The sequence below is a fragment of the Nesterenkonia sp. NBAIMH1 genome (genome assembly GCF_007922635.1).
GTDB lineage: Bacteria > Actinomycetota > Actinomycetes > Actinomycetales > Micrococcaceae > Nesterenkonia > Nesterenkonia pannonica.
Genome location: NZ_CP042335.1, coordinates 295,317 through 320,396, shown reverse-complemented (window position 1 = coordinate 320,396; position 25,080 = coordinate 295,317). Strand labels below are relative to the sequence as shown.

The 25,080-nt window shown below is 66.3% G+C and carries 27 protein-coding genes and 1 tRNA gene; 21 read left to right on the top strand and 7 right to left on the bottom strand.

What is annotated here, in order from left to right; genetic code table 11:
* The first annotated feature begins 174 nt into the window (after positions 1-174).
* From FS388_RS01470 to FS388_RS01460, 3 genes are all read left to right on the top strand, one after another.
* Positions 175-245: transfer RNA gene (locus tag FS388_RS01470), tRNA-Gln, on the top strand.
* 1 nt (position 246) lies between these two features.
* The gene (glmU, locus tag FS388_RS01465; RefSeq protein WP_256369556.1) at positions 247-1,731 is read left to right on the top strand and encodes a bifunctional UDP-N-acetylglucosamine diphosphorylase/glucosamine-1-phosphate N-acetyltransferase GlmU; all 1,485 of its coding nucleotides are present in this window, start codon (positions 247-249) and stop codon (positions 1,729-1,731) included.
* On the top strand, positions 1,724-2,704 hold the full coding sequence (locus tag FS388_RS01460) for a ribose-phosphate diphosphokinase (RefSeq protein WP_146339020.1): 981 nt from the start codon (positions 1,724-1,726) through the stop codon (positions 2,702-2,704). Before glmU ends, FS388_RS01460 begins: the two co-directional genes overlap by 8 nt.
* Before the next feature lie 12 nt (positions 2,705-2,716).
* Here the strand turns inward: FS388_RS01460 and FS388_RS01455 are convergent, their stop codons facing one another.
* The 3 genes from FS388_RS01455 to FS388_RS13165 all read right to left on the bottom strand — a co-directional run bounded on the left by FS388_RS01455 (position 2,717) and on the right by FS388_RS13165 (position 5,312).
* Positions 2,717-3,913, bottom strand: a complete 1,197-nt coding sequence (locus tag FS388_RS01455) for a 4-hydroxybenzoate 3-monooxygenase (protein WP_146339018.1) — start codon at positions 3,911-3,913, stop codon at positions 2,717-2,719.
* A gap of 122 nt (positions 3,914-4,035) precedes the next feature.
* Positions 4,036-5,115, bottom strand: coding sequence for an MFS transporter (locus FS388_RS01450; RefSeq protein WP_246836254.1), 1,080 nt, complete (start codon positions 5,113-5,115; stop codon positions 4,036-4,038).
* Positions 5,116-5,159: 44 nt separating this feature from the next.
* Positions 5,160-5,312 carry a hypothetical protein gene (locus tag FS388_RS13165; RefSeq protein WP_246836253.1) on the bottom strand — a complete coding sequence of 51 codons (153 nt, stop codon included), beginning with the start codon at positions 5,310-5,312 and terminating at the stop codon, positions 5,160-5,162.
* 203 nt (positions 5,313-5,515) lie between these two features.
* Here FS388_RS13165 and FS388_RS01445 point away from each other — a divergent pair, with 203 nt between their 5' ends.
* The 10 genes from FS388_RS01445 (at position 5,516) to FS388_RS01400 (ending at position 14,490) form a co-directional block, all read left to right on the top strand.
* Positions 5,516-6,289 (top strand): IclR family transcriptional regulator, encoded by a 774-nt coding sequence (locus tag FS388_RS01445; protein ID WP_246836252.1) that lies wholly within the window; start codon positions 5,516-5,518, stop codon positions 6,287-6,289.
* Positions 6,290-6,372: 83 nt separating this feature from the next.
* Positions 6,373-7,176 carry a protocatechuate 3,4-dioxygenase subunit beta gene (pcaH, locus tag FS388_RS01440; protein WP_146339016.1) on the top strand — a complete coding sequence of 268 codons (804 nt, stop codon included), beginning with the start codon at positions 6,373-6,375 and terminating at the stop codon, positions 7,174-7,176.
* A 2-nt stretch (positions 7,177-7,178) separates the two neighbouring features.
* The gene (gene pcaG, locus FS388_RS01435) at positions 7,179-7,778 is read left to right on the top strand and encodes a protocatechuate 3,4-dioxygenase subunit alpha (RefSeq protein WP_146339013.1); all 600 of its coding nucleotides are present in this window, start codon (positions 7,179-7,181) and stop codon (positions 7,776-7,778) included.
* Entirely contained in the window at positions 7,778-9,148 is a 1,371-nt protein-coding gene (locus FS388_RS01430) for a lyase family protein (RefSeq protein WP_146339011.1), read from the top strand. Before pcaG ends, FS388_RS01430 begins: the two co-directional genes overlap by 1 nt.
* The gene (locus FS388_RS01425) at positions 9,145-9,942 is read left to right on the top strand and encodes an alpha/beta fold hydrolase (RefSeq protein ID WP_146339009.1); all 798 of its coding nucleotides are present in this window, start codon (positions 9,145-9,147) and stop codon (positions 9,940-9,942) included. The genes FS388_RS01430 and FS388_RS01425 overlap by 4 nt, the downstream gene beginning before the upstream one ends.
* Positions 9,939-10,361 carry a 4-carboxymuconolactone decarboxylase gene (gene pcaC, locus FS388_RS01420; RefSeq protein ID WP_146339007.1) on the top strand — a complete coding sequence of 141 codons (423 nt, stop codon included), beginning with the start codon at positions 9,939-9,941 and terminating at the stop codon, positions 10,359-10,361. The genes FS388_RS01425 and pcaC overlap by 4 nt, the downstream gene beginning before the upstream one ends.
* A gap of 52 nt (positions 10,362-10,413) precedes the next feature.
* Complete coding sequence (locus FS388_RS01415; protein WP_146339005.1) at positions 10,414-11,868, top strand: benzaldehyde dehydrogenase; 1,455 nt, start codon at positions 10,414-10,416, stop codon at positions 11,866-11,868.
* Positions 11,869-11,935: 67 nt separating this feature from the next.
* Positions 11,936-13,144 carry a thiolase family protein gene (locus tag FS388_RS01410; RefSeq protein ID WP_146339003.1) on the top strand — a complete coding sequence of 403 codons (1,209 nt, stop codon included), beginning with the start codon at positions 11,936-11,938 and terminating at the stop codon, positions 13,142-13,144.
* Between the two features lie 3 nt (positions 13,145-13,147).
* Entirely contained in the window at positions 13,148-13,855 is a 708-nt protein-coding gene (locus FS388_RS01405) for a 3-oxoacid CoA-transferase subunit A (protein ID WP_146339001.1), read from the top strand.
* A complete protein-coding gene (locus FS388_RS01400; protein ID WP_146338999.1) occupies positions 13,852-14,490 on the top strand; it encodes a 3-oxoacid CoA-transferase subunit B in 639 nt (212 codons plus the stop codon). The genes FS388_RS01405 and FS388_RS01400 overlap by 4 nt, the downstream gene beginning before the upstream one ends.
* On the opposite strand, the gene FS388_RS01395 is transcribed toward FS388_RS01400, so the two are convergent.
* A complete protein-coding gene (locus tag FS388_RS01395) occupies positions 14,480-15,058 on the bottom strand; it encodes an MFS transporter (protein WP_146338997.1) in 579 nt (192 codons plus the stop codon). The genes FS388_RS01400 and FS388_RS01395 overlap by 11 nt on opposite strands.
* A complete protein-coding gene (locus FS388_RS01390; RefSeq protein WP_168198554.1) occupies positions 15,028-15,711 on the bottom strand; it encodes an MFS transporter in 684 nt (227 codons plus the stop codon). Before FS388_RS01390 ends, FS388_RS01395 begins: the two co-directional genes overlap by 31 nt.
* 131 nt (positions 15,712-15,842) lie before the next feature.
* Here FS388_RS01390 and FS388_RS01385 point away from each other — a divergent pair, with 131 nt between their 5' ends.
* Genes FS388_RS01385 through FS388_RS01370 form a run of 4 tightly spaced genes read left to right on the top strand, consistent with a single transcriptional unit; the run spans position 15,843 to position 19,707 of the window.
* Complete coding sequence (locus tag FS388_RS01385; RefSeq protein ID WP_246836251.1) at positions 15,843-16,658, top strand: ABC transporter permease; 816 nt, start codon at positions 15,843-15,845, stop codon at positions 16,656-16,658.
* Positions 16,655-17,443, top strand: a complete 789-nt coding sequence (locus tag FS388_RS01380; protein WP_210410213.1) for an ABC transporter permease — start codon at positions 16,655-16,657, stop codon at positions 17,441-17,443. Before FS388_RS01385 ends, FS388_RS01380 begins: the two co-directional genes overlap by 4 nt.
* Positions 17,433-18,278 (top strand): ABC transporter ATP-binding protein, encoded by an 846-nt coding sequence (locus FS388_RS01375; RefSeq protein WP_146338989.1) that lies wholly within the window; start codon positions 17,433-17,435, stop codon positions 18,276-18,278. The genes FS388_RS01380 and FS388_RS01375 overlap by 11 nt, the downstream gene beginning before the upstream one ends.
* 25 nt (positions 18,279-18,303) lie before the next feature.
* A complete protein-coding gene (locus tag FS388_RS01370) occupies positions 18,304-19,707 on the top strand; it encodes an aminomethyl transferase family protein (RefSeq protein ID WP_146338987.1) in 1,404 nt (467 codons plus the stop codon).
* Between the two features lie 66 nt (positions 19,708-19,773).
* Here the strand turns inward: FS388_RS01370 and FS388_RS01365 are convergent, their stop codons facing one another.
* Entirely contained in the window at positions 19,774-20,796 is a 1,023-nt protein-coding gene (locus FS388_RS01365) for an ABC transporter substrate-binding protein (RefSeq protein WP_246836250.1), read from the bottom strand.
* 96 nt (positions 20,797-20,892) lie between these two features.
* The gene (locus tag FS388_RS01360; protein WP_146338985.1) at positions 20,893-21,702 is read right to left on the bottom strand and encodes an IclR family transcriptional regulator; all 810 of its coding nucleotides are present in this window, start codon (positions 21,700-21,702) and stop codon (positions 20,893-20,895) included.
* Between the two features lie 166 nt (positions 21,703-21,868).
* Between FS388_RS01360 and FS388_RS01355 the strand changes: the two genes are divergently transcribed.
* The 4 genes from FS388_RS01355 (at position 21,869) to pth (ending at position 25,049) form a co-directional block, all read left to right on the top strand.
* Positions 21,869-22,732: a methylenetetrahydrofolate reductase gene (locus FS388_RS01355; RefSeq protein ID WP_146338983.1), complete on the top strand. Its 864-nt coding sequence runs from the start codon at positions 21,869-21,871 to the stop codon at positions 22,730-22,732.
* 72 nt (positions 22,733-22,804) lie between these two features.
* Positions 22,805-23,683, top strand: a complete 879-nt coding sequence (gene purU / locus FS388_RS01350; RefSeq protein WP_146341808.1) for a formyltetrahydrofolate deformylase — start codon at positions 22,805-22,807, stop codon at positions 23,681-23,683.
* Positions 23,684-23,811: 128 nt separating this feature from the next.
* Positions 23,812-24,453, top strand: coding sequence for a 50S ribosomal protein L25/general stress protein Ctc (locus tag FS388_RS01345; RefSeq protein ID WP_146338981.1), 642 nt, complete (start codon positions 23,812-23,814; stop codon positions 24,451-24,453).
* Positions 24,454-24,473: 20 nt separating this feature from the next.
* A complete protein-coding gene (gene pth, locus FS388_RS01340; protein WP_146338979.1) occupies positions 24,474-25,049 on the top strand; it encodes an aminoacyl-tRNA hydrolase in 576 nt (191 codons plus the stop codon).
* Positions 25,050-25,080: the final 31 nt, after the last annotated feature.

Below are 25,080 nucleotides of genomic sequence, written 5' to 3'. Positions count from 1 at the left end.
TGCCCCGGAGGAACTCGTGCACATCACCCCCGCCAAGCGGCTCATCGCCGTCCTGCTGGCCCTCATGCTCTTCCTCTCAGCAGGCGCAGGGCTGCTCGCCACACTGGCCGACGCCGCAGCCGCCTGAGGCCTCGGTGCGTCTGTTCCCTTGGTAGTCTTGTCGGGCTTGATTCATCCGCCATGGTGTAAGGGCAGCACACCGGTTTTTGGTACCGATAGTCTAGGTTCGAATCCTAGTGGCGGAACGTGAGAACACCAGTGCGCCCGACCGCAGTGATCGTGCTTGCCGCAGGCGCCGGCACCCGCATGAAGTCATCGCTGCCCAAGATCCTCCATCCCCTGGCCGGCACGAGCCTCATCGGCCACGCCCTGAACACCGCTCGAGCCATCGAGCCTGACCATCTCGTGGCGGTGGTCCGCCATGAGCGGGAGGAGGTCGCCAGGCACATTAGCGAGCACGACGCCGACGTGGTGCTGGCCGATCAGGATGACATTCCTGGGACCGGCCGTGCGGTGGAGTGCGGGCTGGCGGCTCTTCCTGAGGAAGCGCTGGCCGGCACCGTCGTGGTGACCTACGGCGATGTTCCGCTGCTGACCCCGGCGCTTCTGAGCGACCTCGTCTTTGAGCACGAGGGCAAGGGCAGTGCGGTCACCGTACTCTCCGCCGAGGTGCAGGATCCCACCGGGTACGGCAGGGTCCTTCGCCAGGGCGATGAGGTCGTCGGCATCGTGGAGCACAAGGATGCGGACGAGTCGCAGCGGGCCGTGCGCGAGATCAACTCAGGCATCTACGCCTTCGACGCAGCCGTCCTGACTCGGGCGCTCCAGCAGGTCTCCACGGAGAACGCTCAGGGTGAGAAGTACCTGACGGATGTGCTTGCCATCGCTCACCGGGAAGGCGGCAGAGTCTCCGCCGTCGTCGCGGAGGACCGCTGGCAGGTGGAGGGCGCCAACGACCGGGTCCAGCTGCAGGCCCTCGGCGTCGAGCTCAACCGTCGCGTCGTGGAAGCAGCGATGAGGGCAGGCACCACCGTGGTGGACCCCGCATCAACGTGGATCGAACCGACCGTCACCCTCGAGCAGGACACCACCATCCTCCCGGGCACACAGCTGCACGGCGCAACCCACGTCGCCGCCGGTGCGGCCATCGGCCCAGACACCACACTCACCGATGTCACGGTCGGGCAGGGGGCCAAGGTCATCCGCACCCACGGCGCCGGTGCGGTGATCGGCGCGGGCAGCAGCGTGGGCCCATTCACCTACCTGCGTCCGGGCACGGTGCTTGGGGAAGCGGGCAAGATCGGCGCGTTCTACGAGACCAAGAACGTCCGCATCGGGGACCGCAGCAAGCTCAGCCACCTCGGCTACGCCGGTGATGCGGAGATCGGCGAGGACTCCAACATCGGCTGCGGCAACATCACCGCCAACTACGACGGGGTGGACAAGCACCGCACCGTGATCGGCGACCACGTGCGCACCAGCTCCAACACCGTCTTCGTTGCGCCCGTAGAGCTCGGCGACGGCGCGTACACGGGCGCCGGCGCCGTGGTTCGGCAGGACGTGCCGCACGGCGCGCTGGCCATCACGGCAGCGCAGCAGCGAAATCTTGAAGGATGGGTCGAGCGAAGGAGGCCCGGCTCCGAAGCGGCACAGGCAGCGGAGAGGGCTGCTCGCGCGTCCGCCGAACAGTCAGAGAACACCGAAGGGGCAGGGGAGCACCGCAATGGATGAGATCAGGGTCCACACCGAGAAGACCATGGTCGTCGCCTCAGGCCGGGCGCACCCTCAGCTGGGGGAGGAGATCGCGGCCGAGCTGGGCACCGAGCTGCTCCCCATGGACGCCTACGACTTCGCCAACGGCGAGATCTATGTGCGATCGGCGGAGTCCGTCCGGGGCAAGGATGTGTTCCTCATCCAGTCGCATCCGGCTCCGCTGAACAACTGGCTCATGGAGCAGCTGATCATGATCGACTCGATGAAGCGGGCCTCCGCCAAGCGCATCACGGTCGTCAGCCCCTTCTACCCCTACTCGCGTCAGGACAAGAAGGGCCGCGGACGCGAGCCGATCTCCGCGCGCCTGGTCGCCGACATGTACCGAACCGCCGGCGCGGACCGGATCATGACCGTTGATCTGCACACCGCGCAGATACAGGGCTTCTTCGACGGTCCCGTCGACCACCTCTTCGGGATTCCACTGCTGGCCGACTACATCCGTGGTGAGGTCTCCGAGGACGAGGTGACGGTGGTGTCCCCGGACACTGGTCGCGTTCGGGTCGCTGAGCAGTGGGCGGACCGGCTCGGAGGAGCGCCCCTGGCGTTCGTCCACAAGACGCGTGATCTGACCCAGCCCAACCTGGCTGAGGCCAAGCGCGTCGTCGGTGACATCGAAGGCCGCACCTGCGTTCTGATCGACGACATGATCGACACCGGCGGGACCATCTCAGGTGCGGTGAAGGTGCTCAAGGACGCCGGCGCCAAGGACGTGATCATCGCAGCGACCCATGCCATTCTCTCGGAGCCTGCGGCTGAGCGGCTCGCCAACTGCGGGGCCCGTCAGGTTGTGGTCACGAACACGCTTCCGATCCCCGAGGAGAAGCGCTTCGAGAACCTGAAGGTCCTCTCCATCGCTCCCATCCTTGCCCGCGCGATCAAAGAGGTGTTCACCGACGGGTCGGTGACCACACTCTTCGACGGCCAGTCCTGAGCGTCGCGGCGGCTACGCCCAGCCGGTGTAGCCGTCCGCGAAGTAGGCGCGGCCCTCCGGGGATCCGGTGATCGCATCGAACTCTCCGCGACGCCGCCGGTACGCGAACGCGTCGTCGTTCGGCCGGTTGTGCATCAGGGAGGTGGCCCAGTAGGAGAAGTGCTGAGCTTTCCACACCCGGTCCAAAGCGGTCTGTGAGTACTGCTCCAGGGCGGCTGTGCCTCCGTCCGGCGCCGCGAGAAACTCTTCGACCCTCGGAATGAGCGCCCGCACATCCGTGAAGGCCAGGTTCAGGCCCTTGGCCCCGGTGGGAGGCACCGTGTGGCCCGCATCGCCTGCCAGCACCAGTCGCCCGTAGGTCATCGGCTCGCAGACGTAGGAGCGGAAGGGGAGCACATTCTTGCTGATGATGGGTCCGCGCTTCAGCTGCGTAGCTGACCCGAGGACGCTCTGGATGCGGTCGAAGATCGCCTCGTCGTCCCAGTCGTCCGGGTTCGTCTCCGGGTCGCATTGGAAGTACATCCTCTGCACGGTGGCGCTCCGCTGGGAGATCAGGGCGAAGCCGTCCTGGGAGTTCGCGTAGATGAGCTCCGGCGCCGTGGGAGGGGCCTCGCAGAGAATCCCGAACCATGCGAAGGGATACTCGGTGAAGTAGTCGGTCCGCACATCCTCCGGGATGCTCCTGCGGCACACTGATCGTGAGCCGTCGGCTCCGATGATCATCTTGGCCTCGATGCGCCGGGCGCGTCCGTCGCTGTCGGTGAAGTCGATGGCCGGAGTGCTGGTCGTGAGGCCGCTGACGGCTGTGTCGCTGACCGACCAGTGGACCTCTCCATCCTCCTCCTGCCACGCGCGAGCCAGGTCGGTGAAGACCTCATTCTGCGGGTAGAGCCACACCGAGCGGCCGACGGCCTCCTTGAGCGGGATGCGCACCTGCGTGCCGTCGAAGCTGAGGATCGTGCCGGTGTGCTCGTGGCCCTCCGTGAGGACGCACGAGCCGATGTCAGCCTGGACGAGCATGTCGACCGTGCCCGCCTCCAGGATGCCGGCGCGGTGTGTGGTGCGGATCTCCTGCTCGCTGCGCTGCTCGATCACAGCAGCGGTGATCCCGCGCCGGGCCAGCAGGATGGCGGACATTAGTCCGGCGGGGCCGCCGCCCACGATGCCCACGTCGACGGTGCTGATATCTTCGGTTTTCGCAGCAGACATGGGACTCCTTGCTGGACGGGGCGCTGACCTGTCCAGTCTCGAGAACAATAGTGACCCGTGCCACATGTGATCCATTCAATGGAATGGCGCACGCGGGTGCCCTGTGTGCGGATGGGCCTTGTTCAGCGCGGGGTCTCGGCGGCCGCGCGAAGCTCGGGGGTCACGGATGCGCCCGTCTCATCCCCATGCTCCGGCGCCCTCTGGGGCATCTCGAGCCGGAGCATCAGGCCGGCCCCTGCGGCGAAGAGTATGAGCAGTCCGACTCCGGTGTAGAGCGCAGCAGGGGTCCATCCTGAGTCAAGCAGGCCGCCGACGATCGTGGGTGCCAGGATGGCGCCGCACCGACCGACTCCGAGCGCCGCTCCTACTCCCGTGGAGCGCAGGGTGGGGGAATAGGTCATGGGCGCCAAGGTGTACAGACCCGAGATGCACCCGTTGACGATCATGCCCAGGCCCACACCGGTGATCAGGGCGAGCGCGTAGACGTTGGTCGAGGCGATGAAGACGACGAACATCGTCCCGGACAGGGCGGCGAAGACGGCCAGCACGGCGCGGGGATCCCATGTGGCCGTGCACACGCCGTAGAGGACTGCCCCCACGGCTCCGCCGAGCATGAGCATCACACCGCCCATGATCCCCTCCTCGGGGGTGAACCCGACCTCGGTGAGCAGCTGCGGCGTCCAGGTGTTTGCGAAGTAGAAGGCGAACATGACGATGAAGAAGACTGCCCACAGGAACAGGGTGTTCCTCCGATTCTGCGGGGAGAGCAGTGCGGCGTAGGAGCTGCCGCCCTCCTCAGCGCCGCCCTGGTCGGCGGCGCTGAGGCTCGATGTCGAATCGGCCTGCAGGCCCAGGCCTGCTGCGATGCGCTCTGCGGCCGCGTCGGCGCCGGCGATGCCGCGGCTCTTCTGAACAGCCAGAAATTCCAGGGACTCAGGCATGGCCGCGGCGGTGAGCACGATGGCCGCGACGGTCAGGGCACCGCCGAGGACGAACACCGACTGCCACCCGAAGCTCTGGATCAGCGGCATGGCCATCAGGCCGCCCATGGTGGCGATGACCGGATACCCGGCCGCGTAGATGCTCAGCGCCAGCCCTCGATGCTTCGCGTTGGAGTACTCGGATACCAGCACGGTCCCGGAGGCGAGGATGCCCCCGACTCCCAGCCCAGTGATCACGCGCCAGAGCATCAGCTCCGGCATGGAGGATGCCGTGGCGGAGAGGAAGAGGCCGGCGCAGTTGACGATCAGGGCATGTCCTGGGAGACGGCGTTGGCGGTGAATGCCATCGCCTGCACATCGTAGCCGTCCAGGCCCATGAGAAAGGTCGCCAGGGCGACGATGAACCACTGATAGCGGCTCATGGGCCGGGCATCGAGCTGCTCGCGCATTGAGGTCATGCTCGTATTCCTTCTCTGAACGGGGGATGCGGTGTGCTGTGAATCACAGCCGCAGTGACCGTACTGAGGAGGTGGTGCGGGCCACAAAAGGCGTCCCACGCTGGGTCCATTGAATGAGACTCGCGTACGGCCTCGCGGTCTGCGCCGCGTCATACTGGCCAGCAGACGATGTGCTGCTGAATATGAAGGAGGCGCCGCAGCGGATGGCAAACTCGCGCTCAGGCGACGCCCTGCTGGACCGCGTGATGCGCATACTCGGCGCTCTCGAGCGGGACCCTGTCCTGTCTCCCGGTGAGCTGGCAGAGGCTGCAGAGCTGCCGAGGACCACCGCATACCGGCTGATCACCGACCTCGTCGAGCGCGGGATGCTGGCGCGCACGGCTGTGGGAGACATCGAGCTGGGCCAGCGGCTGTGGGAGATCGCTCAGCACACCGTGCTCTCCCGCACCCTGCGTCACGCCGCCCTGCCCTTCATGCAGGACGTCAACTACGTTGTGCAGCAGACCACGCAGCTGGCTGTGCTGGACGGCGCGGATGTGCTGATCGTCGAGCGGCTCTCGCGGCGCGGGGCCGTCTCGAATCCTGCCGAGGTGGCCAGCCGCATGCCCGTCCACCTCACCTCCATGGGCCACGCACTGCTCGCCTTTGCCGCACCGGGGCAGATGGACCGGGTGATGAGTGTCCACGGTGAGCGCATCAGGCGTGAGCGGCCCGAGTTCCTCAGGGAGCTCGGGGAGGCACGGTCGAGGGGCCATGTGAGGCTCGGAGGGCTGATCAACACCGACACGGCCGGAGCATCGGTGCCCATTCTGGATGCGCGAGGACATGCCATAGCTGCGCTCACCATCGTGGTGCCCCTCGCGTGGGATCGCCTGCCTCAGGCGCTGATGGCGATGCAGACCGCCTCGCGAGGGATCAGCAGAGCCTTGGCGGCCGGAGGCCGTCCCCCGACGCATCGGGGGCGTCCCGTTGAATGAAAAGGCAGTCGCAGTGATCCAGCTCACTAACAGAGACTGTCAGCACGATCACCAGCGGCCCTATCAAAGGAGCGGTCAGGCACATGACGTCGTCCCCCAACACCAATCCCGACGCTGCCGCAGCGACGCAGGATGAGATGACCGCGGAGATCCGCGAGGTCCATAAGGAGTACGAGCACGCACTGGCTCACGGCGGGCCCGAGGAGACAACTGCTCGGCTGACCTTCCCGCCCTATCGCAGCTCCCTGCTGCGCCACCCCACCAAGAGCCTCCACCACACTGATCCGGAAGAGATCGAGCTGTGGAGCCCGGCCTTCGGGGAGCGGGACGTGCATCCCCTGGAAGCCGACCTGACCATTCAGCACAACGGCCAGCCCATCGGTGAGCGGATCATCGTCACCGGACGCGTCGTGGACGGTCAGGGCCGGCCGGTGGCCGGGCAGCTGATCGAGGTCTGGCAGGCCAATGCTGCCGGGCGGTACATCCACAAGCGCGATCAGCACCCCGCGCCGCTGGATCCCAACTTCACCGGAGTGGGGCGGGCCATCACCGGGCCCGACGGCGAATACACCTTCACCACCATCAAGCCGGCGCCCTACCCGTGGAAGAACCACAACAACGCGTGGCGGCCGGCCCACATCCACTTCAGCCTGTTCGGCACCGACTTCACCCAGCGCATCATCACCCAGATGTATTTCCCGGGCGATCCGCTGTTCTCACTGGACCCCATCTATCAGTCCATCGTGGACCAGCAGGCCCGTGACCGACTGGTGGCCTCCTACGACCACTCCGTCTCCCAGCATGAGTGGGCAACGGGCTACCGCTGGGATATCGTCCTTTCGGGGTCGAACCGCACCTGGACCGAGCCTGAGGAGGGCGATCACTGATTATGCAGGACCTCACTCCTACCCCCGCCCAGACAGTGGGCCCCTTCTACGGGTACGCGCTCCCCTTCGAACGGGGCGGCGAGCTCGTGCCGCCCTCCCGGGAGGGATCCATCCGGTTCCACGGCACCGTGCGCGACGGTGATGGCAAGCCCATCCCTGACGCCCTGATCGAGATCTGGCAGCCCGACGCCTCGGGTTCCATCTCGCGGCAGCCCGGTTCTCTCAAGCGTGACGGCTACACCTTCACCGGATGGGGGCGCACCCCCGTGGACGACGCCGGGCACTTCACCTTCACCACCGTCGACCCCGGCCCCACGCGTGAGGGCGGCGCTCCGTTCATCCTGGTCTGTGTGTTCGCCCGCGGCCTCCTCGACCGGGTCTTCACCCGGGCCTATCTCCCGGAGAGCGATGCATTGGGAGAGGACCCGCTGCTGAGCAGCGTGGAGGAGTCCCGCCGGGGCACCCTGATCGCCCAGCGGGAGCCCGACGGGGGGCTGCTGTTCAACATCACCCTGCAGGGGGAGGACGAGACGGTCTTCCTGTCGTACCCGCAGACTCCGGCCCTGAACGGTCCAGCAGCAGCGGAGCAGAACCGGTCCTGATGGCGCCCTCGAGTCTGTTCACCCCGGCGTGGGCGAACACGCGTGCTGCGGAGACGCTCTCTGAGCAGGCCTTCGTGGACGCGCTGCTCGATGTGGAGGCCGCCTGGGGCGCGGTGCTGGCGGAGCACGGCTTCGCCGAGCGTCCTGATGCCGAGGAGCTGACTGCGATCGCCGCTGATCGCCGTCAGCTCCCCGCGCTGGCTCCTGAGCAGCTCGCCGAAGCCGCCGCGGGCGGCGGCAATCCGGTCATTCCGCTGCTGAAGGCTCTGCGCGCCGAGCTCGCTGAGCGCGGCGCAGGGGACTCGGCGCTGCACCGGGGTGCCACCAGCCAGGACATCCTGGACACCGCTGTTGTCCTGCTCTGCCGGCGAGCCGCCCGGCACGTCGTCGAGGACGCACGGGCGGCGGCCGCGTCCTTGGCCGATCTGGCCGAGCGGCATCGGGGCACGCTCTGCACGGCGCACTCTCTGACCCAGCACGCCCTGCCGACCGTCTTCGGCCTCAAAGCGGCTGTCTGGCTGGACGGGATCAGCTCAGCGGCGGAGACGCTCGCCCACGCTGCGGCATCGTTGCCCCTGCAGTGGGGCGGCGCGGTGGGGACTCAGGCGGCGCTCGTGCAGATCGCAGGCCGAGGCAAGGCCGCGGAGCTGACGGAGGCGTTGGGGGAACGCCTGGGCCTGAGCGTTCCCGACCTTCCGTGGCACGTGCAGAGGCAGCCCGTCCTGAGCCTGGCCTCCGCCCTCTCAGGAGTCACCGCGGCGCTGGGCAAGTCCGCCGTGGACGTCCTCACCCTCCAGCGTCCGGAGTTGGGGGAGCTGCGCGAGCCCTCTGCCGCGGGCAGGGGCGGCTCCTCCGCCATGCCGCAGAAGCAGAACCCCGTGCTGGCCACGCTGATCCGCTCCGCATCGCTCGCGGCGCCCGGCCACCTGAGCACCCTGCATCAGGCTGCGGCGGCCGCCGATGACGAGCGTCCCGACGGTGCCTGGCATGCGGAGTGGGCTGCCCTGACAGAGCTGGCTCGCCTGACCGTCGGAGCTGCGGATAGAGCCCGAGAGCTCTTCGCCGGCCTGATCGTCAACGAGAAGGCGATGGCGGCCAACCTGAGCAGCGCAGGGGATCTTCTGCTGTCCGAACGCCTGATGCTGACGATGGGCCAGAGGCTGCCCGGCGGCCGATCCCAGCTGCAGGCCCTGATCCAGGCTGAGGCGGCCGGCGCCGGGGAGCTGCGTGCCGGTCTCACCGAAGCGCTCGGAGATTCCCAAGCCGTCGATGAGGCGCTCGACCCATCCGGATACCTCGGGCGTGCAGACGAGTTCATCGACGCTGCCGCAGACGCCCACCGTCGCAGATCAGGAGAGAACCCCCTATGAGCCTGTCCCTGACCCCCAGCCTGCTCACGCCGGAGGCAGAGGGCCCTCGCCCCCTCCTGATGGTCGGCCCCTCGCTGGGCACCTCGGTGACGGCCCTCTGGGGCCCTGCCCTGCCCTTCCTGGCCGATCGCTTCACGGTGGTGGGCTGGGATCTGCCGGGGCACGGCAGCTCGGCTGCGCACCCGGGGCCCTTCAGCCTGTCGGACCTGGCGTCCGCAGTGGTTCGCGCGGCCGATCACGCAGCAGCTGAACACGGTGCCGTCGACGCTGCCCTCCCGCGGTTTCACGCCGGCGTGTCGATCGCAGGAGCCGTCAGCCTGACCCTCGCAGTCGATCACCCCGGCACGTTCCGCAGCCTGGCGGTCCTGTGCTCGGCAGCCAAGCTCGGAACCCCCGAAGGATGGCGCGAACGAGCGGACCTCGTCGCCCAGGCGGGGACTCCGACCATGGTTGAGGGCTCCGCCAAACGCTGGTTCGCACCGGGCTTCCTGGAGAAGCACCCCGAACGGGTCACCCCGCTGCTGCATGCGCTGCAGCAGACAGACCGCCACTCCTACGCAGCAGCCTGCCGGGCACTGGCCGACTACGACCTGACCGAACGCCTGGGCGAGGCGTCAGACCCCCTCCTCGCCCTCGCCGGCGAGGAGGACACGGTCTGCCCCCCGGCTGACGCGGACACCATCGCCAAGGGCGTGCCGGAAGGGCGCGCCGTCACCCTTCGAGGAGTTGCCCACCAGGCCCCCACGGAGGACCCCGAGAACACTGCCGAGATGCTGAAGGACTTCTTCTCATGACCAGCCCCGAACAGCACGAGCCGCGCACCGGCGAACAGATCTACGCCGATGGAATGGCTGTTCGTCGCGAAGTCCTCGGCGACGAGCACGTCGACCGGGCCACCGCCGCCTCCGACGCGTTCACCGAAGAGTTCCAGTCCATGATCACCCGGCACGCCTGGGGCACCATCTGGACCCGGCCGGGGCTCGACCGCAGATCACGCTCCATCATCACCCTCACCGCCCTCATCTCGGGCGGCTACTGGCACGAGCTCGAGATGCACGTCCGAGCCGCGCGCCGCAACGGCCTCGAAGCGGAGGAGATCAAGGAAGTCTTCCTCCAAGCAGCCATCTACTGCTCCGTCCCCGCCGCCAACGTGGCCTTCGGCATCGGCCAGCGCGTCCTTGCCGAGGAAGCCGCCGGAGACGAGAGCGCCTAGCGCGACACCGCAGTCCGATTCGCCCTCCCGTTCGTAGGAAAGGACCACCGTCATGACTCTGCTCAACCCCGACATCTGGTCAGGAAAGCTCTTCACCGGCACCTGGAGCTCTTCAGGCGAGACAGGCACTGCCACAGATCCGGCCACACAGGCCGAGCTCGGCAGCTGGGGCATGCCTTCCGCAGACGATGTGCGCGCCTCAGCTCAGAGTGCCGCCCGAGCCCAGCGTGACTGGGCCGCTCGTCCGCCGTCCGAGAGGGCCGCGGTGCTTCGGAAGGCCGGCATGCTCTTCGAGGAGCACGCCGCCGAGATCGAACAGTGGATTGTTCAGGAGTCGGGCGCTATTGCGCCCAAGGCTCAGCTGGAGACGCACATCGCGGCGGAGGAGTGCTACGAGGCCTCCGCACTGCCCACTCACCCCATCGGGGAGGTGCTGTCCACGGACAAGCCTCACTGGTCCATCGCTCGACGCAGGGCGGCTGGAGTCGTGAGCGTCATCGCTCCCTTCAACTTCCCCCTGATCCTGTCCATCCGCGCCGTTGCGCCTGCTCTGGCCCTGGGCAACGCCGTGCTGCTGAAGCCGGATCCGCGCACCGCGGTCTGCGGCGGCGTGGTGCTGGCCCGCATCTTCGAGGAGGCGGGGCTGCCCGAAGGGCTGCTGCACCTGCTGCCAGGCGGCGCGGAGATCGGCCAGGCCACGATCACGGCTCCCGAGACACGAGTGGTGGCCTTCACCGGCTCCACGCCCGCAGGCCGGAAGATCGGCGCCCTCTGCGCGGAGCACCTCAAGCGAGCCCATCTGGAGCTCGGGGGCAACAACGCCATGGTGGTCCTGCCCGGCGCGGACATCGAGAAGGCCGTCTCCGCTGCCGCGTTCGGATCGTTCATGCATCAGGGGCAGATCTGCATGACCACCGGCCGCCACATCATCCACGAGGACATCTACGACGAATACGCATCGGCTCTGGCCGAGAAGGCCGACGGAATCATGGTCGGCAGGCCTTCGGAGTCGGGTGTGATGATGGGGCCGATCATCGACGAGAACCAGCTCAAGAGGGTCGACTCCATCGTCCAGGACGGGCTCGTGCAGGGCGCCCAGCTGCTGGCCGGCGGCACGCATGATGGCCTCTTCTACCGACCGACGGTGCTGGGCAATGTGGCCTCCGACAACCCCGCTTGGTGCGACGAGATCTTCGGCCCCGTCGCACCCCTGGCCCCGGTGTCTTCCGTCGAGGAGGCTGTTCGTCTGGCCAACGATTCGCAGTTCGGGCTTTCACTGTCCGTGCTGGGCCCCGTCAGTGAGGCCATCGCTGTGGCGGACGCCTTCGACTCCGGAATCGTGCACATCAACGAGTCCACGGTGGCCGACGAAGCCACGGCTCCCTTCGGAGGGACCAAGGACTCCGGCAACGGCTCCCGTCACGGGGGTGCCGCGGCGAACATCGAAGCCTTCACAGAGACGCAGTGGCTTACGGTGTCCGGGAACATCCCTCCGTACCCCTTCTGAGCCGCGGGATTCCATTGAATGAGAGACCTTGCGACTGTGACACAAACCACGAATTACGGTTCCACATATGACTGACGCGTTTGTTTTTGATGGTGTGCGCACTCCTTTCGGCAAGGTGGGCGGGGCGTTGTCGGGGGTGCGTCCGGATGACCTCGCGGAGGTGGTGATCAGCGAGCTGCTGGCTCGGGCTCCGGGCGTCTCCGGTGAGGACGCCGGCGATGTGGTCGGTGAGGTGATCTTCGGCAACGCCAATGGTGCTGGCGAGGAGAACCGCAACGTCGCTCGTATGGCCTGGCTGTTGGCTGGGGGTTCGACGTCAGTTCCTGCCAGCACGGTGAACCGGCTGTGCGGGTCTTCGATGGACGCGGCGATTCAGGCTGCCCGCCAGGTGAGGCTGGAGGAGTCTGATGTGGTGCTGGTCGGGGGTGTGGAGTCGATGTCGCGGGCGCCGTGGGTGCTGCCGAAGACGGAGCGTCCCTTCCCGATGAAGAACCTTGAGCTGGTGAACACTGCGCTGGGGTGGCGGCTGATCAATGAGCGGATGCCTGCGGAGTGGACGGTCTCGTTGGGTGAGGCCACTGAGCAGCTTCGGGAGAAGTACGGGGTCTCTCGGATCCGTCAGGACGAGTTCGCCGCCCGGTCCCATCGCCTAGCGCTGGAGGCTTGGGATGCTGGAAAGTATGAGGGACTGACCGTGGAGGTTCCCGGCGCGGACCTGACCCGGGACGAGACCCTGCGGCAGGGCGTCAGTGCTGAGTCGCTGGCGAATCTGTCTCCGGTGTTCCGCAAGGAGGGCGGCACGGTGACGGCCGGGAATGCGTCACCGCTGAATGATGGGGCGTCGGCTGCGTGGATCGGGTCCCGGGCCGGCGGGGAGAGGCTGGGCCTGAAGCCTCAGGCTCGCATCGCCGGCTGGGGCGCGGCTGCCAACGAGCCCCAATTCTTCGGCTATGCGCCTGTCGAGGCCTCAAACAGGGCTTTGGAGCACGCCGGCCTGACGTGGGACCGTGTCGAAGCTGTGGAGCTGAATGAGGCGTTCGCGGCTCAATCTGTGGCGTGCATCGATGCGTGGGGGATCGACCCAGAGATCGTCAATGCGTGGGGCGGAGCGGTCGCGATCGGGCATCCGCTGGGAGCGTCAGGGACCCGGTGCTTGTCGACGTTGGCGGCCCGCATGCAGGCTGACGGGCAGCGGTGGGGCGTGGCGACACTGTGCATCGGTGTGGGTCAGGGCCTGGCTGTTGTTCTTGAGAACGTCGACGCGGAAGGGGAGTGAGGCATGTCGGTGAATATTGCGGCTGACCCTGCTGAGGCTGTGGCTGGAGTCGGTGATGGGGCGACGGTGCTTCTGGGTGGGTTCGGCAATGCTGGGCAGGCTCATGAGCTGATTGATGCGCTGCTGGACTCTGGCGCCAAGGAGTTGACGGTGGTGAGCAACAATGCCGGTCAGGGTGATGCGGGGTTGGCGCTGCTGGTCAAGGAGTCCCGGGTGGGGAAGATCATCTGTTCGTTTCCGCGGCAGTCGGATTCGTGGCATTTCGATGAGGCTTACCGGGCTGGTCGGATTGAGTTGGAGCTTGTGCCTCAGGGCAATTTGGCTGAGCGGCTGCGCGCAGCGGGTGCGGGCATTGGGGCTTTCTTCACTCCCACCGGCTACGGAACCACGCTGGCCGAAGGCAAAGAGGTCCGGGAGATTCAGGGCCGGAACTACGTGCTGGAGTACCCCTTGGGCGGTGATGTGGCGCTGATCAAAGCGCTGGCAGCTGATGAGATGGGGAATCTGGTGTATCGCAAGACGGCCCGGAATTTCGGTCCGGTGATGGCCGCTGCGGCAGCGCGCACAGTGGTCCAGGTGGAGCAGGTTCTGCCGGCTGGGTCCATCGACCCTGAGTCGGTGGTCACGCCGGGGCTGTATGTGGACACTGTGGTGGAGGTGCCCACCGCGTCCGGTGAGGCTGCGAGCAGGGAAGGAAGGCTTCGGCGATGAGTGAGACGTTGTCTCGGCAGCAGTTGGCTGAGTTGGTGGCGGCTGATATTCCGGCGGGTTCGTATGTGAATCTGGGGATCGGTCAGCCTACGACGGTGTCGGATTATCTGACCCCGGAGCAGGGGGTGACTCTGCATACCGAGAATGGGATGTTGGGGATGGGTCCGGCGGCGCAGGGGGATGAGGTCGATGGTGATCTGATCAATGCGGGCAAGATCCCGGTCACGGAGCTGCCGGGGACCAGCTATTTCCATCATGCTGATTCCTTCGCGATGATGCGTGGGGGGCATTTGGATGTGTGTGTCCTGGGTGCTTTTCAGGTCTCTGCTGGTGGGGATCTGGCCAATTGGTCCACTGGTGCCCCGGATGCGATTCCGGCGGTGGGCGGTGCGATGGATCTGGCGATCGGGGCTAAGGATGTGTTTGTGATGATGAGCCTCTTCGCCAAGGACGGTACGGCGAAGATTGTTCCGCAGCTGGGGTATCCGGCGACGGGGCTGGGGTGTGTGAGTCGGGTCTATACCGATCATGGGGTCTTCCACATCGAAGAAGGTGGGGTCAGGCTGCGTCAGGCCTACGGGCTCAGCGCCGAGGAGATCCAGGATCGTCTGGACTTCGAGCTGCTCACCGACTGACCCCCTCCCCGAACAGACCCACATCCCGTCCGGTCCACATTCCCATCGCGGTGTACACCGCGATGACCCCTAGGCTCAGCACAAGGGGCACTGTCCAGGTGCCGCTGACCTGGAAGAGGTACCCGGCCGCGAGGGGGGCAGTGCCGCCGATGATGTAGCCCACTCCTTGGGCCATGCCTGAGAGCTCGCCGGCCTGCTGCGGCCCCTCCGCGCGCAGGCTGATCATCGTCAGTGCCAGGAGCAGAGAGCTGGCCGAGAAGAAGCCGCTGACGACGGCCCACAGCAGCATCAGCTCCGGCAGCAGCACCATCCCCAGGCTGCCGACAGCCATTCCCGCTCCGGTGACCCCCACCACGAGCCGGTGGTCCCGGGCTTTCTGCAGAATGCGGGAGATCAGCAGCATCGCCGCAATGCCCGTCGCCTGATAGATGCCCACTCCCAGTCCCGCCGTCACGGCGCTGAACCCGTGATACGTGTGGATGGCGGCAAGCCACGTCAGGAAGAAGTAGAACATCGCTGACTGGAAGCCGAAGAAGATCATGACTCCCCAGGCCAGGGAGCGGACCACACGGAGCGGGATGAGTCCTCGCGCCCCGTCCTGCTGCTGTCGACGGCCTCACCGGGGCCGCTGCGGCCCAGGCGCCACCCCCAGAGGAGCGCAGCGAGAAGCGAGAGAGCAGCTGCTGCTGCCAGGGCAAGCTCCCAGTTCAGCGCGCCTGACAGCGGGACGGCCGTGCTTGAGGCGAGCGCGGCCACACCGGTCATCACCGCCGTGTAGGCGCCCGTCATCACGGGCACCCGATCTGGGAAGTCCCTGCGCCCCACTGCTGGGAGCACCACGTTGAGGACCGCCACGGCCGCAGAGAGGATGAGCGTTCCGACGAACAGCGGCACCGCCTCGCCCCCCGCGGATCTGGCGACAGTGCCCAGCGTCAGCACGGTCAGGGCGGCAAGCACGGTGCGGTCCATGCCCCACCGCCGAGACAGCAGGTGGACGAAGGGGGAGACGAGGGCGAAGGTGAAGACGGGCAGTGCGCCCAGCGCCCCCAGGGCAGTGGGCCCTGCGCCCGTCTCATCTCCTATGGTCTCCAGCAGCGGCCCGACGGCGCTGATGGCAGGCCGCAGGTTTGCCGCGGCAACGAAGACGAGAGTCGCAAGTGCAAGGTGTGATGATGCTCTGCTCCCTGACAACGGCCCCTCCATGTATGTGGCGTAGGCCACAGTCTTGTGGAGAGACTGCAGTCCAGCCCTGCAAGTCCCACTGAATGAGTCCGAGCCAAGCAGAACTGTGCCCTGTGTCACATGATGGCTGAACAAGGACGACTCAGCTGCACCCACAGGAGGCACACATCGTGGCACCCGAAACCTCATCCCGGCGAAGGCCGACCTCTGGTCGGTCCTGGGGCTCACCCGTTCTGGGCCTCACCGGGATCCTCGCCTTCCTGGCGATATGGGAACTGCTTCCCAGACTAGGCCTCGCTGACAGCCGATACCTGCCGCCCGCCACCGAAGTGCTGATCACAGCGGCGGGCAATCTGGCCGACGGCGGCTTCTGGTCCTCCGTAGGCGTCACGATGCAGGCCTGGGCAATAGGACTCTTCATCGCCACAGCAGCCGGCACCATTCTCGGCCTCGTGATCGGCATGAGCAGCTTCCTGCGCCGCTACACCCACTCGACCATCGAGTTCCTGCGGCCCATCCCTTCCGTGGCACTGATCCCATTGGCAGTGCTGCTCTTCGGCATCGGCCTGGACTCCGCTCTGCTGCTCATCGTCTACGCCTGCTTCTGGCAGGTGCTGATTCAGGTCCTCTACGGAGTCGGCGACATCGACACGGTGGCGATGAACACCGCACAGTCCTACCGATTCAGCTACTGGCAGCGGATTCGCGACGTCGTCATCCCGACGATGCTCCCCTATCTGATGACCGGACTGCGTCTGGCCGCGGCTGTCGCACTGATCCTCGCGATCACCGCAGGTCTGGTGATCGGCACCCCGGGTCTGGGCAGCGACATCGCGCTGTCGCAGCAGGGCGGTGCCATCACCAACATGTACGCCCTCATCCTGGCGACGGGGGCCCTGGGCGTCGTGATCAACTTCGGTGCTCGCCTCCTGGAGCGCCGCGTCCTGTCATGGCACACATCCGTCCGAGGGGAGCTCGCATCATGAGGATCTTCAAGCGCTATATCTCGCCGGTGCTGGCGCTCTTCGCCCTGCCGGTGCTGCTGATCGCAGCGTGGTGGGCGTACGCGACCACCAGCCCAAGCTTCTTCGTCCCCGAGCCCATTCCGCTCGCTGAGACGTTCGTCGACACCTGGATCACCGGCGAGCGTCTCACCCGGGATGTCCTTCCCAGCCTCCAGCGACTCCTCATCGGCCTGGCCCTCGCCCTGATCCTCGGGGTGGTGCTCGGACTGCTCATCGGCCTCAACCGCGTGATCCGGCAGCTCACCGAGCCCGTGTTCGAGTTCTTCCGGGCCCTTCCCCCGCCGGTGCTGATCCCCGTCCTGATGCTCCTCATCGGAGTCGGCGCCCCCATGCAGGTCGCGGTGATCGTCTCGGGCTGCATCTGGCCGATCCTCCTCAACACCATCGAGGGCGTCCGGGCCATCGACCCCGTCCAGTCCGAAACATCACGCAGCTACGGGCTGAGCGGCTTCAACCGTGTCAGGTACCAGCTGCTTCCAGCGGCCGCCCCAACGATCATGGCCGGTGTTCGCCAGAGCCTGTCGATCGGCCTGATCCTGATGGTCATCTCCGAGATGTTCGCCACGTCCTCGGGACTCGGATTCACCATCGTGCAGTTCCAGCGCTCCTTCGCGATCTCCGAGATGTGGTCCGGGATCGTAGTCCTGGGACTCATCGGCGTGACCCTGTCCTTCATCTTCCGATTTGTAGAGCAGCGCCTCCTGCGCTGGTACCACGGCCTGAAAGAGGTAGAAAATGCAGCCTGACACCGCCGCCCAGCTCCCCGAGGGCAAGACCCTCCCCGACGATCAGACCCTGCTGAGGATTCGGGGACTCAAGAAGACCTACCGGTCCGATGCCGGACCCATCGAAGCTGTCCGCAGCATCACCTTCGACCTGGCCCGCGGCGACCTCGCCTGCCTCGTGGGGCCCTCAGGCTCGGGCAAGACCACGCTGCTCAAGTGCATCGCCGGGCTCCTGGAGCCCACGGACGGCGAAGTGATCCTCCACGGTGAACCGGTTCACGGACCTCCCAAGAACATGGCCGTCGTATTCCAGGAGTATGGCCGGTCCCTCTTCCCGTGGCTTCGGGTCGATTCCAATGTGGAGCTGCCGCTGAAGAATGCCGGTGTGCCCAAGAGCGAGCGCAAGAAGCTGGTGGAGGACGCTCTGGAAGCCGTGGGGCTCAGCCACGTGCCCCGGTCATACCCCTGGCAGCTCTCCGGGGGCATGCAGCAGCGTGTGGCGATCGCCCGGGCGATCGCCTACCAGCCCGAAGTCCTCCTGATGGACGAGCCGTTCGCGGCTGTCGACGCTCAGACTCGTGCCGACCTTGAGGATCTGATCCGAAAGCTCTGGATGGAGCACGGGCTGACGATCCTCTTCATCACCCACGACATCGACGAATCCGTGTACCTGGGGCAGCGGGTCCTGATGCTCTCCTCCTCGCCGACCGTGGTGCAGGACGACATCGACATTGACCTGCCCCGCGAGCGCACCCAGCTCGAAACACGATCGGAGCAGCGCTTCACAGAGCTCCGCCACCACGTGTACCAGCAGATCCAGAAGGCTAAGCACGACGCCAGCGCCTCATCGGCCTGAAATCCACGAGAAAGGGAAACACACCATGTCACATCGCTCACTCCAGGACGTGCTCGACGGGGCCGACAGCACCGTCGACCTGCTCCGAAACTCACAGCTCGGGGCCTACGTCTACCCCGTCGTCCCCACGGAGTTCTCCAACTGGCGCACCGAGCAGAAGGCCTGGCGCGAGGCGGCGGTGCTCTTCGACCAGTCCCACCACATGGACAACCTGTTCATCACGGGTCCCGACGCGCTGAAGCTCATCTCGGACACAGCCATCAACTCGGTGGCCAACTTCGAGGTCAATAAGGCCAAGCAGTACGTGCCGACCACTCCCTCGGGACACGTCATCGGTGACGGCATCATGTTCCGCCTGGCCGAGGAGGAGTTCGTCTACGTCGGGCGCAGCCCTGCAGCGAACTGGCTCCTGTTCCACGCCGAGACCGGCGGCTACAACGTCGAGGTCGAGGTGGACCGACGCTCGCCCTCCCACCCGATGGGACGCCCCGTCTCGCGCCGGTACTACAGGTTCCAGATCCAGGGCCCGAACGCCTGGAAGGTCATCGAGAAGCTCCACGGCGGCTCCCTCGAGCAGCTGAAGTTCTTCAACATGTCCTCCATGAACATCGGCGGCAAAGAGGTCCGCACCCTCCGGCACGGAATGGCCGGAGCTCCAGGCCTGGAGCTGTGGGGACCCTACGAGGACTACTTCGAGATCCGCGACACGATCCTCGAGGCCGGCGCCGAGTTCGGGATGGTGCCCGTGGGTTCGCGAACCTACTCATCCAACACCATCGAGTCTGGCTGGATCCCATCACCGCTGCCGGCCATCTACACCGGCGAAGAGCTGCGCGGCTACCGTGAGTGGCTCGGCGCCGACAGCTACGAGGCTGTCAACGCGCTCGCAGGCAGCTATGTGGGCGGCTCGATCGAGGACTACTACCTCACGCCATGGGAGCTGGGCTACGGCGGCTTTGTGCGGTTCGACCATGACTTCATCGGTCGTGAGGCGCTCGAGCAGGTGGACCCGGCGACCCAGAAGCGCAAAGTGACGCTGGCCTGGAACGCAGAGGACATGAAGAAGATCTGGGGCTCGCTCGTCGATGTGGACGGCCCGCAGTACAAGTACTTCGACCTCCCCATGGCCCAGTACGGCTCGTCGAACTACGACGCCGTCCTCGACGCAGAGGGGACCACCGTGGGCCTGTCGATGTTCACCGGCTACACCGCCAATGACCGGACGGTGCTCTCGCTGGCCACCGTCGATGCCAATGTGCCCGAGGGTGCTGAGGTCAAGGTCCTGTGGGGCGAGCCCGGCGGAGGAACCTCCAAGCCCACCGTTGAGCCGCACGAGCAGATTGAGGTGCGGGCTGTGGTCACCCCTGTGCCCTACTCGTTGGTTGCGCGCAAGGAGTACGCAGGAGGCTGGCGGACCAGCCAGTCCTAGGCTGAAGCCACAAAGAAGGGAGGGGGCCCGGATCGGGCTCCCTCCCTTCTTTGTGCGCGCGAACGATCAGTCGCGCAGCGAGTACTCGTTGAAGAGCTCCTCGATGTCGATCGGCTCGGGGATGATGTCGCTGTCCGCGGAGATGTCGTTGATCTGCTGGAGCGAGTCCTCGTTGACTGCTGCCGGGTAGTGCGCCAGCGTCAGCTCCTCGAGCACCTGCTCATCGCTGTCCATGTATGTGGGCAGCGTCTCGCGGACCACATCGTGATTCTCATCGGCGAACGTCTGGGCCTCACCCATAGCCTCTGTGAAGGCCTCCGTGATCTCAGGGTTCTCCTCTGCATATGTCCCAGCGGTGAACCACACGGCCACGGTGAGGTCCTCAATCGGGTTGGCATAGTTGGAGAAGACTGACCGTGCACCGTCGTTCCTGGTGATGGTCTGGAACGGCTCCACGGACGCGGCCGCGTCCACCTGGCCGGACTCCAGCGCGGCCGGCATGTCCGGGAACGGCATCTCGACGAAGTCGATGGCGTCAGAGTTCCCGCCTGCCTGCTCCACCGCTTCGCTGATCGTGGAGTCCGAGATGTTGCTGAGCGTGTTCACCGCGATGGATGCGCCCTCCAGGTCTTCGATCTCCTCGATGTCGGAGTCCTCAGAGACGACGACCGAAGCGAAGTCCTCATCCGGATCGCCGGTGGTTGCGCTGCCGCCGGCGAGAATGTCGATGTCCAGTCCCTGGGCGTGAGCGATGACCAGCGAGGTGACGTTGCTGAACCCGAAGTCCATGTCTCCGCCGGTGACGGCGGGCAGCAGGGCAGCGCCGCCCTGGGCCTGCGTGATGGTGACGTCCAGGCCGTGGTCCTCGAAGATGCCCTCTTCCACGCCGACATAGAGCGGCGCGGTGTCGACGATGGGCAGTGCGCCGACTTCGATGGGAGTGAGCTCGCCGTCGTCGCCGGGCTCAGCGCCGCCCTCGGCGTCGCCGTCGCCGTTGCAGGCGCTGAGGGTCAGCGCTGCGATGCCTGCGGTGAGCAGCATGGTCTGGCGGGCGGGTGCCCACCGTCGGGTGGAATCGGTCCTAAGCATGGGGGTTCCTCTCGTGCGGTGTACTCGTGTGTGAGTCATATCACACTCGCTGATCTCGTCCGCGGAGCAAAATCGGGTCCCATCCAATGGGCTGATCTACGCAGCGGCAGCTGAGGCGGGTCGTGACGGAGGAAGGTGATAGGACCGCAGGTGCTTGGAGATGCTCCGCGCCGCTGCCTGCAGCGAGCTCACGTAGAGGCCGAGCTTCGAATCGTCGCTCGGGACCACCAGCGTCAGTGCGGCCACCGCGCTGGCATGCTCATCGATCACGGGTGCGGAGATTCCCATCGTGCCGGTGTGGATGGCCTCGTTGATGCGTGAGAATCCGCGTCTGCGTGTATCGGCAAGCTCCGAGCGCAGCTGCGGGCGCTCGGAGGCGATGCGGTGCTGCTGCTGCCGGATGACTGACTCGGCGGTCTCTCGGGGGGAGTAGGCGAGCAGCACGTGCCCCATGGAGGTCAGGTGGACTGGCATGTGAGTGCCCACTTCCGCGGGGTTGGTGACGGCGCCGGTGCGGGACAGGCGTTCGACGATCAGCACCTGAGCGTCCTCGAGGACGGCGAGCTGTACGGTCTGCCCGACGAGGCTGTTGAGCTCCTGCATCTGGGGCAGGGCGGCCTGGCGAAGCATGGCTGCCAGGGGAGTGTGCTGCGCCATGCCCCAGATCCGCCTGCCCAGGGTCACCTCGCCCCGGGCGTCCCGCTGGAGGAGCCCCCTGCGCGCCAAATCATCGATCAGGCGGTATGCGGTGCTCTTGGGGAGCCCGGTCTGGCGGGCCAGCTGCCCGGCGGGCAGGTGCTGCTCCATCTCCACGATGCTGAGTATGCGCATGACGCGGTCGAGGACAGCTTCGCCTGAGGCTGAGTTCGCCATTTCTTCGTCCTTCCGCTGAGGGGTGCTGGTCACGCTCCTCTCATAGTGTGATACGAGTCACAGACACCGCCAAACTGTGCGGCCAAATGGTCGCGTTATCCCGGTGAATGGGAGAAACTCTGACGGAGGCGACGAGTGAGGGCATCATCTGTGTGATGCAGGGCACACAAGTCCCGCTCAAGGGTAGAAGGAGTGTTTGATGGCACGATCACTGGCGACGAACGAGGACGAGCGGCGCACGCTTCACACCCTGGCGCACAATCTCAGCTACGAAGTGATGCCGTTCAAGACGGCGGTGGAGAAGGTGCGGGCCCACGTACCCACAGAGGTCCCGCTCACTGTCACCGCCACCGGGGGCAAAGGCCTCGAGCCCACGCTGGACGTCTCCGCGCAGCTGGCCGGAAGCGGCTATTCCGTGGCACCCCACGTGCCGGCGAGGCTGGTCTCCGGACCCGACGAGCTCAACACCATCGTCGAGCGGCTCGAGGCGGCCGGAATCGATCGCCTCTTCGTCATCGGCGGCGACGCTGAGGAGCCTGCGGGGGAGTTCCACGAGGCTCTCGACCTGCTCCGAGCGCTCGACGAGAGAGGTCACCACTTCGTCGACATCGGCATCGGCGGCTACCCCGAGGGACACGCCTTCTTCGACGATGCGGTGATCGGCGAAGCCCTGCGCCGAAAGGCCGCGCACTCCCACAGGATCCTGACGCAGATCTGCTTCGACCCCGACGCCTACATCAAGTGGGGCACCCAGCTGCGGCAGGAGGGCGTGGATCTTCCCGTCTACGCCGGTGTGCCCGGTCCCGTGAGCCGCCAGAAGCTGATGCGCATCTCGGCCAGCCTCGGGCTGGGACCCTCGGCAAACTTCCTCAAGAAGCAGCAGAACATGCTCTGGAAGTTCTTCACCCCCTCCGGATACCGGCCGACGGCGCTTCTGCGGGGGCTGGTGCAGAAGCTGCACACCGCGGACACCCGCATCGCCGGTCTCCACATCTACACGTTCAATGATCTCGAGCGGACCGAGGCGTGGCGGCAGGAGCTGCTCGCACAGGCCCGCGGCTGATCTCGGCACCATCGTCAAAGGAATCCTGATATGACAGAAGCGTCCCCCCGTGAGAGTTCGGCACCCCTGGCGATGGTCCAGGCGGCCTCAGACCCGTCCCTGCAGGACGTCGGCCGCCTCATCGTCCAGGGCACGGACAGCCCTGGGCTCGTCGCAGCGATCAGCGGCACCCTGGCCGAGCACGGAGCCAACATCGCAAGTCTCGACCAGCACACCTCGGACCCCAGCGGCGGACGCTTCTTCCAGCGCACCGTCTTCACCCTGGACAGCCTCTCGGCTCATGCTCCGCAGCTGCGGGAGGCACTGGAGAAGAAGCTGGAGGGCTTCGATGTGCAGCTGCGCCTGACGGAGGCCCGCCGCCTCAAGAGGGTTGCGGTGTTCGCCTCCAAGACCGATCACTGCCTGCTGGACCTGCTCTGGCGTCAGCGCCGCGGGGACCTCGACGTGAACATCACCATGGTCATCTCCAATCACCCGGATCACAGCGAGGATGTCAGAGCCTTCGGGATTCCCTACTTCTACATTCCGGTGGACAAGGATCGCAGGGAGGAGGCCGAGGCGCGCCACCTGGAGCTGCTGCGCGACAACGTGGATCTCGTCGTCCTGGCCCGGTACATGCAGATCCTCAGTGAGCGCTTCATCGAGGAGGTCGGCGTCCCGGTGATCAACATCCACCACTCGTTCCTGCCGGCGTTCATCGGCGCGGGACCGTACCGCAAGGCTAAGGAGCGGGGCGTGAAGCTGATCGGCGCCACGGCCCACTACGTCACCAAAGACTTGGACGAGGGGCCGATCATCTCCCAGGACGTGGTCAGCGTGACCCATCGGGAGACGGCCGATGACCTGAGGCGGCGCGGAGCCGATGTCGAGCGGCGCGTGCTCTCCTCAGCGGTGGAGGCGCACTGCCAGGACCGTGTCCTGCGCGACGGCAACGCCACCATCGTCTTCTGAGCTCGCTGCAGCGTCCCGTCTCGGGTACAGTTATTCGCTGTGCCTTCGGCACGCTGTACACACATTGAGGCGAGGGAGCGGGCAGCTCAGCTGCAACGCTCCGTCATCGACTAAGCATAAGGACTCTCATGGCTGACAAACTCCTCCTGCGCGCAGAGGTGCGCACCGAATTCGGCAAGGGCGCCGCCCGCCGAGCCCGCCGCGCGAACCAGATCCCCGCAGTCATCTACGGCCACGGCGACGACCCGCGCCACGTCCTCCTCGAGGGCCACGCCACGATGCTGGCAGTCCGCAACCCCAACGCTCTGATCACCCTCGACATCGAGGGTGAGGACCAGATGGTGGTTCCGAAGGACATCCAGCGTGAGGCGCTTCGCCCCTTCATCGTCCACATGGACCTTCTCGCGGTGCGAAAGGGCGAGAGGATCGTCGTCGATGTCCCCGTCGAGGTCATCGGTGAGCCCGCACAGGGCCTCGAGCACATGCTCGACCAGGTCACCGTGCCTGTTGAGGCGGATGCCACGGCGCTGCCCGAGTCCGTCAGCATCGACATCACCGACCGGGACGAGAACGCTCTGCCCGAGCACCTCATCCTGCCTGCCGGCTCCGAGCTGCAGCTCGACGACATGGAATCTCCCATCGTCACCATCTACGAGCCGCAGGAGCAGGACACTGAGTCCGACACCGAGACGACCGGCGATGAGCCCCAGGAGGGTGACGAAACCTCTGAGGGTGACGCCGGCGAGGAAGACGCCGACGACTCCGAGTGAGTCTTCGGCAGCCTGACTGAATGGCGTCAGAAGCCTGGCTGATAGCGGGCCTCGGGAACCCCGGGGCCCGCTATCAGCGTACCCGGCACAATGTCGGGCAGATGGTCCTCGATGAGCTTCTCGACCGGCTCGGCGCGTCCTACAGCCGCACCAAAGTAGGTGCCAAGGCAGTAGGTGCGCAGCTGCCGGACGGCCCGAAGCTGGTCTTCGCCGTCAGCGAGGGCTACATGAACGAGTCGGGGAAGCCCCTGCGCGGACTGATGGACTATTTCAAAGTGGATCCGCATCGGCTGGTCGTCGTGCATGACGAGGTCGACCTGCCCTTCGGCCGTCTGAAGCTCAAGCGCGGCGGTTCCGAGGGCGGTCACAACGGTCTGAAGTCCATCACGCAGCATCTGGGCGGAAACAGAGACTACATCCGAGTGCGGGCGGGAGTCGGCCGCCCCCCGGGCCAGATGGACACGGCTGCCTACGTTCTGCAGCCCTTCAGCGCGGACGAGGGGCGAGACCTCCCCGAGTTCGTGTCCCGCACGGCAGACTCGGTCGAAGCGATCGTCACCGAGGGCCTCGACCGGGCAATGAACAGCTTCCACTAGGTCAGGCCGCGAGGGCGCCCCGGCTCTGTCC

Excerpts from the sequence above, each read along its gene's own strand:
- FS388_RS01460 (WP_146339020.1), top strand. The coding sequence starts at position 1,724 with ATGGATGAGATCAGGGTCCACACCGAGAAGACCATGGTCGTCGCCTCA.
- FS388_RS01455 (WP_146339018.1), bottom strand. The coding sequence starts at position 3,913 with ATGTCTGCTGCGAAAACCGAAGATATCAGCACCGTCGACGTGGGCATC.
- pcaC (WP_146339007.1), top strand. The coding sequence starts at position 9,939 with ATGACCAGCCCCGAACAGCACGAGCCGCGCACCGGCGAACAGATCTAC.
- FS388_RS01380 (WP_210410213.1), top strand. The coding sequence starts at position 16,655 with ATGAGGATCTTCAAGCGCTATATCTCGCCGGTGCTGGCGCTCTTCGCC.
- FS388_RS13165 (WP_246836253.1), bottom strand. The coding sequence starts at position 5,312 with ATGACCTCAATGCGCGAGCAGCTCGATGCCCGGCCCATGAGCCGCTAT.
- pth (WP_146338979.1), top strand. The coding sequence starts at position 24,474 with ATGGCGTCAGAAGCCTGGCTGATAGCGGGCCTCGGGAACCCCGGGGCC.
- pcaH (WP_146339016.1), top strand. The coding sequence starts at position 6,373 with ATGACGTCGTCCCCCAACACCAATCCCGACGCTGCCGCAGCGACGCAG.
- FS388_RS01405 (WP_146339001.1), top strand. The coding sequence starts at position 13,148 with ATGTCGGTGAATATTGCGGCTGACCCTGCTGAGGCTGTGGCTGGAGTC.
- pcaG (WP_146339013.1), top strand. The coding sequence starts at position 7,179 with ATGCAGGACCTCACTCCTACCCCCGCCCAGACAGTGGGCCCCTTCTAC.
- FS388_RS01365 (WP_246836250.1), bottom strand. The coding sequence starts at position 20,796 with ATGCTTAGGACCGATTCCACCCGACGGTGGGCACCCGCCCGCCAGACC.
- FS388_RS01375 (WP_146338989.1), top strand. The coding sequence starts at position 17,433 with ATGCAGCCTGACACCGCCGCCCAGCTCCCCGAGGGCAAGACCCTCCCC.
- FS388_RS01355 (WP_146338983.1), top strand. The coding sequence starts at position 21,869 with ATGGCACGATCACTGGCGACGAACGAGGACGAGCGGCGCACGCTTCAC.
- FS388_RS01400 (WP_146338999.1), top strand. The coding sequence starts at position 13,852 with ATGAGTGAGACGTTGTCTCGGCAGCAGTTGGCTGAGTTGGTGGCGGCT.
- FS388_RS01450 (WP_246836254.1), bottom strand. The coding sequence starts at position 5,115 with ATGCCGGAGCTGATGCTCTGGCGCGTGATCACTGGGCTGGGAGTCGGG.
- FS388_RS01345 (WP_146338981.1), top strand. The coding sequence starts at position 23,812 with ATGGCTGACAAACTCCTCCTGCGCGCAGAGGTGCGCACCGAATTCGGC.
- purU (WP_146341808.1), top strand. The coding sequence starts at position 22,805 with ATGGTCCAGGCGGCCTCAGACCCGTCCCTGCAGGACGTCGGCCGCCTC.
- FS388_RS01415 (WP_146339005.1), top strand. The coding sequence starts at position 10,414 with ATGACTCTGCTCAACCCCGACATCTGGTCAGGAAAGCTCTTCACCGGC.
- FS388_RS01370 (WP_146338987.1), top strand. The coding sequence starts at position 18,304 with ATGTCACATCGCTCACTCCAGGACGTGCTCGACGGGGCCGACAGCACC.
- FS388_RS01410 (WP_146339003.1), top strand. The coding sequence starts at position 11,936 with ATGACTGACGCGTTTGTTTTTGATGGTGTGCGCACTCCTTTCGGCAAG.
- FS388_RS01445 (WP_246836252.1), top strand. The coding sequence starts at position 5,516 with ATGGCAAACTCGCGCTCAGGCGACGCCCTGCTGGACCGCGTGATGCGC.
- FS388_RS01425 (WP_146339009.1), top strand. The coding sequence starts at position 9,145 with ATGAGCCTGTCCCTGACCCCCAGCCTGCTCACGCCGGAGGCAGAGGGC.
- FS388_RS01430 (WP_146339011.1), top strand. The coding sequence starts at position 7,778 with ATGGCGCCCTCGAGTCTGTTCACCCCGGCGTGGGCGAACACGCGTGCT.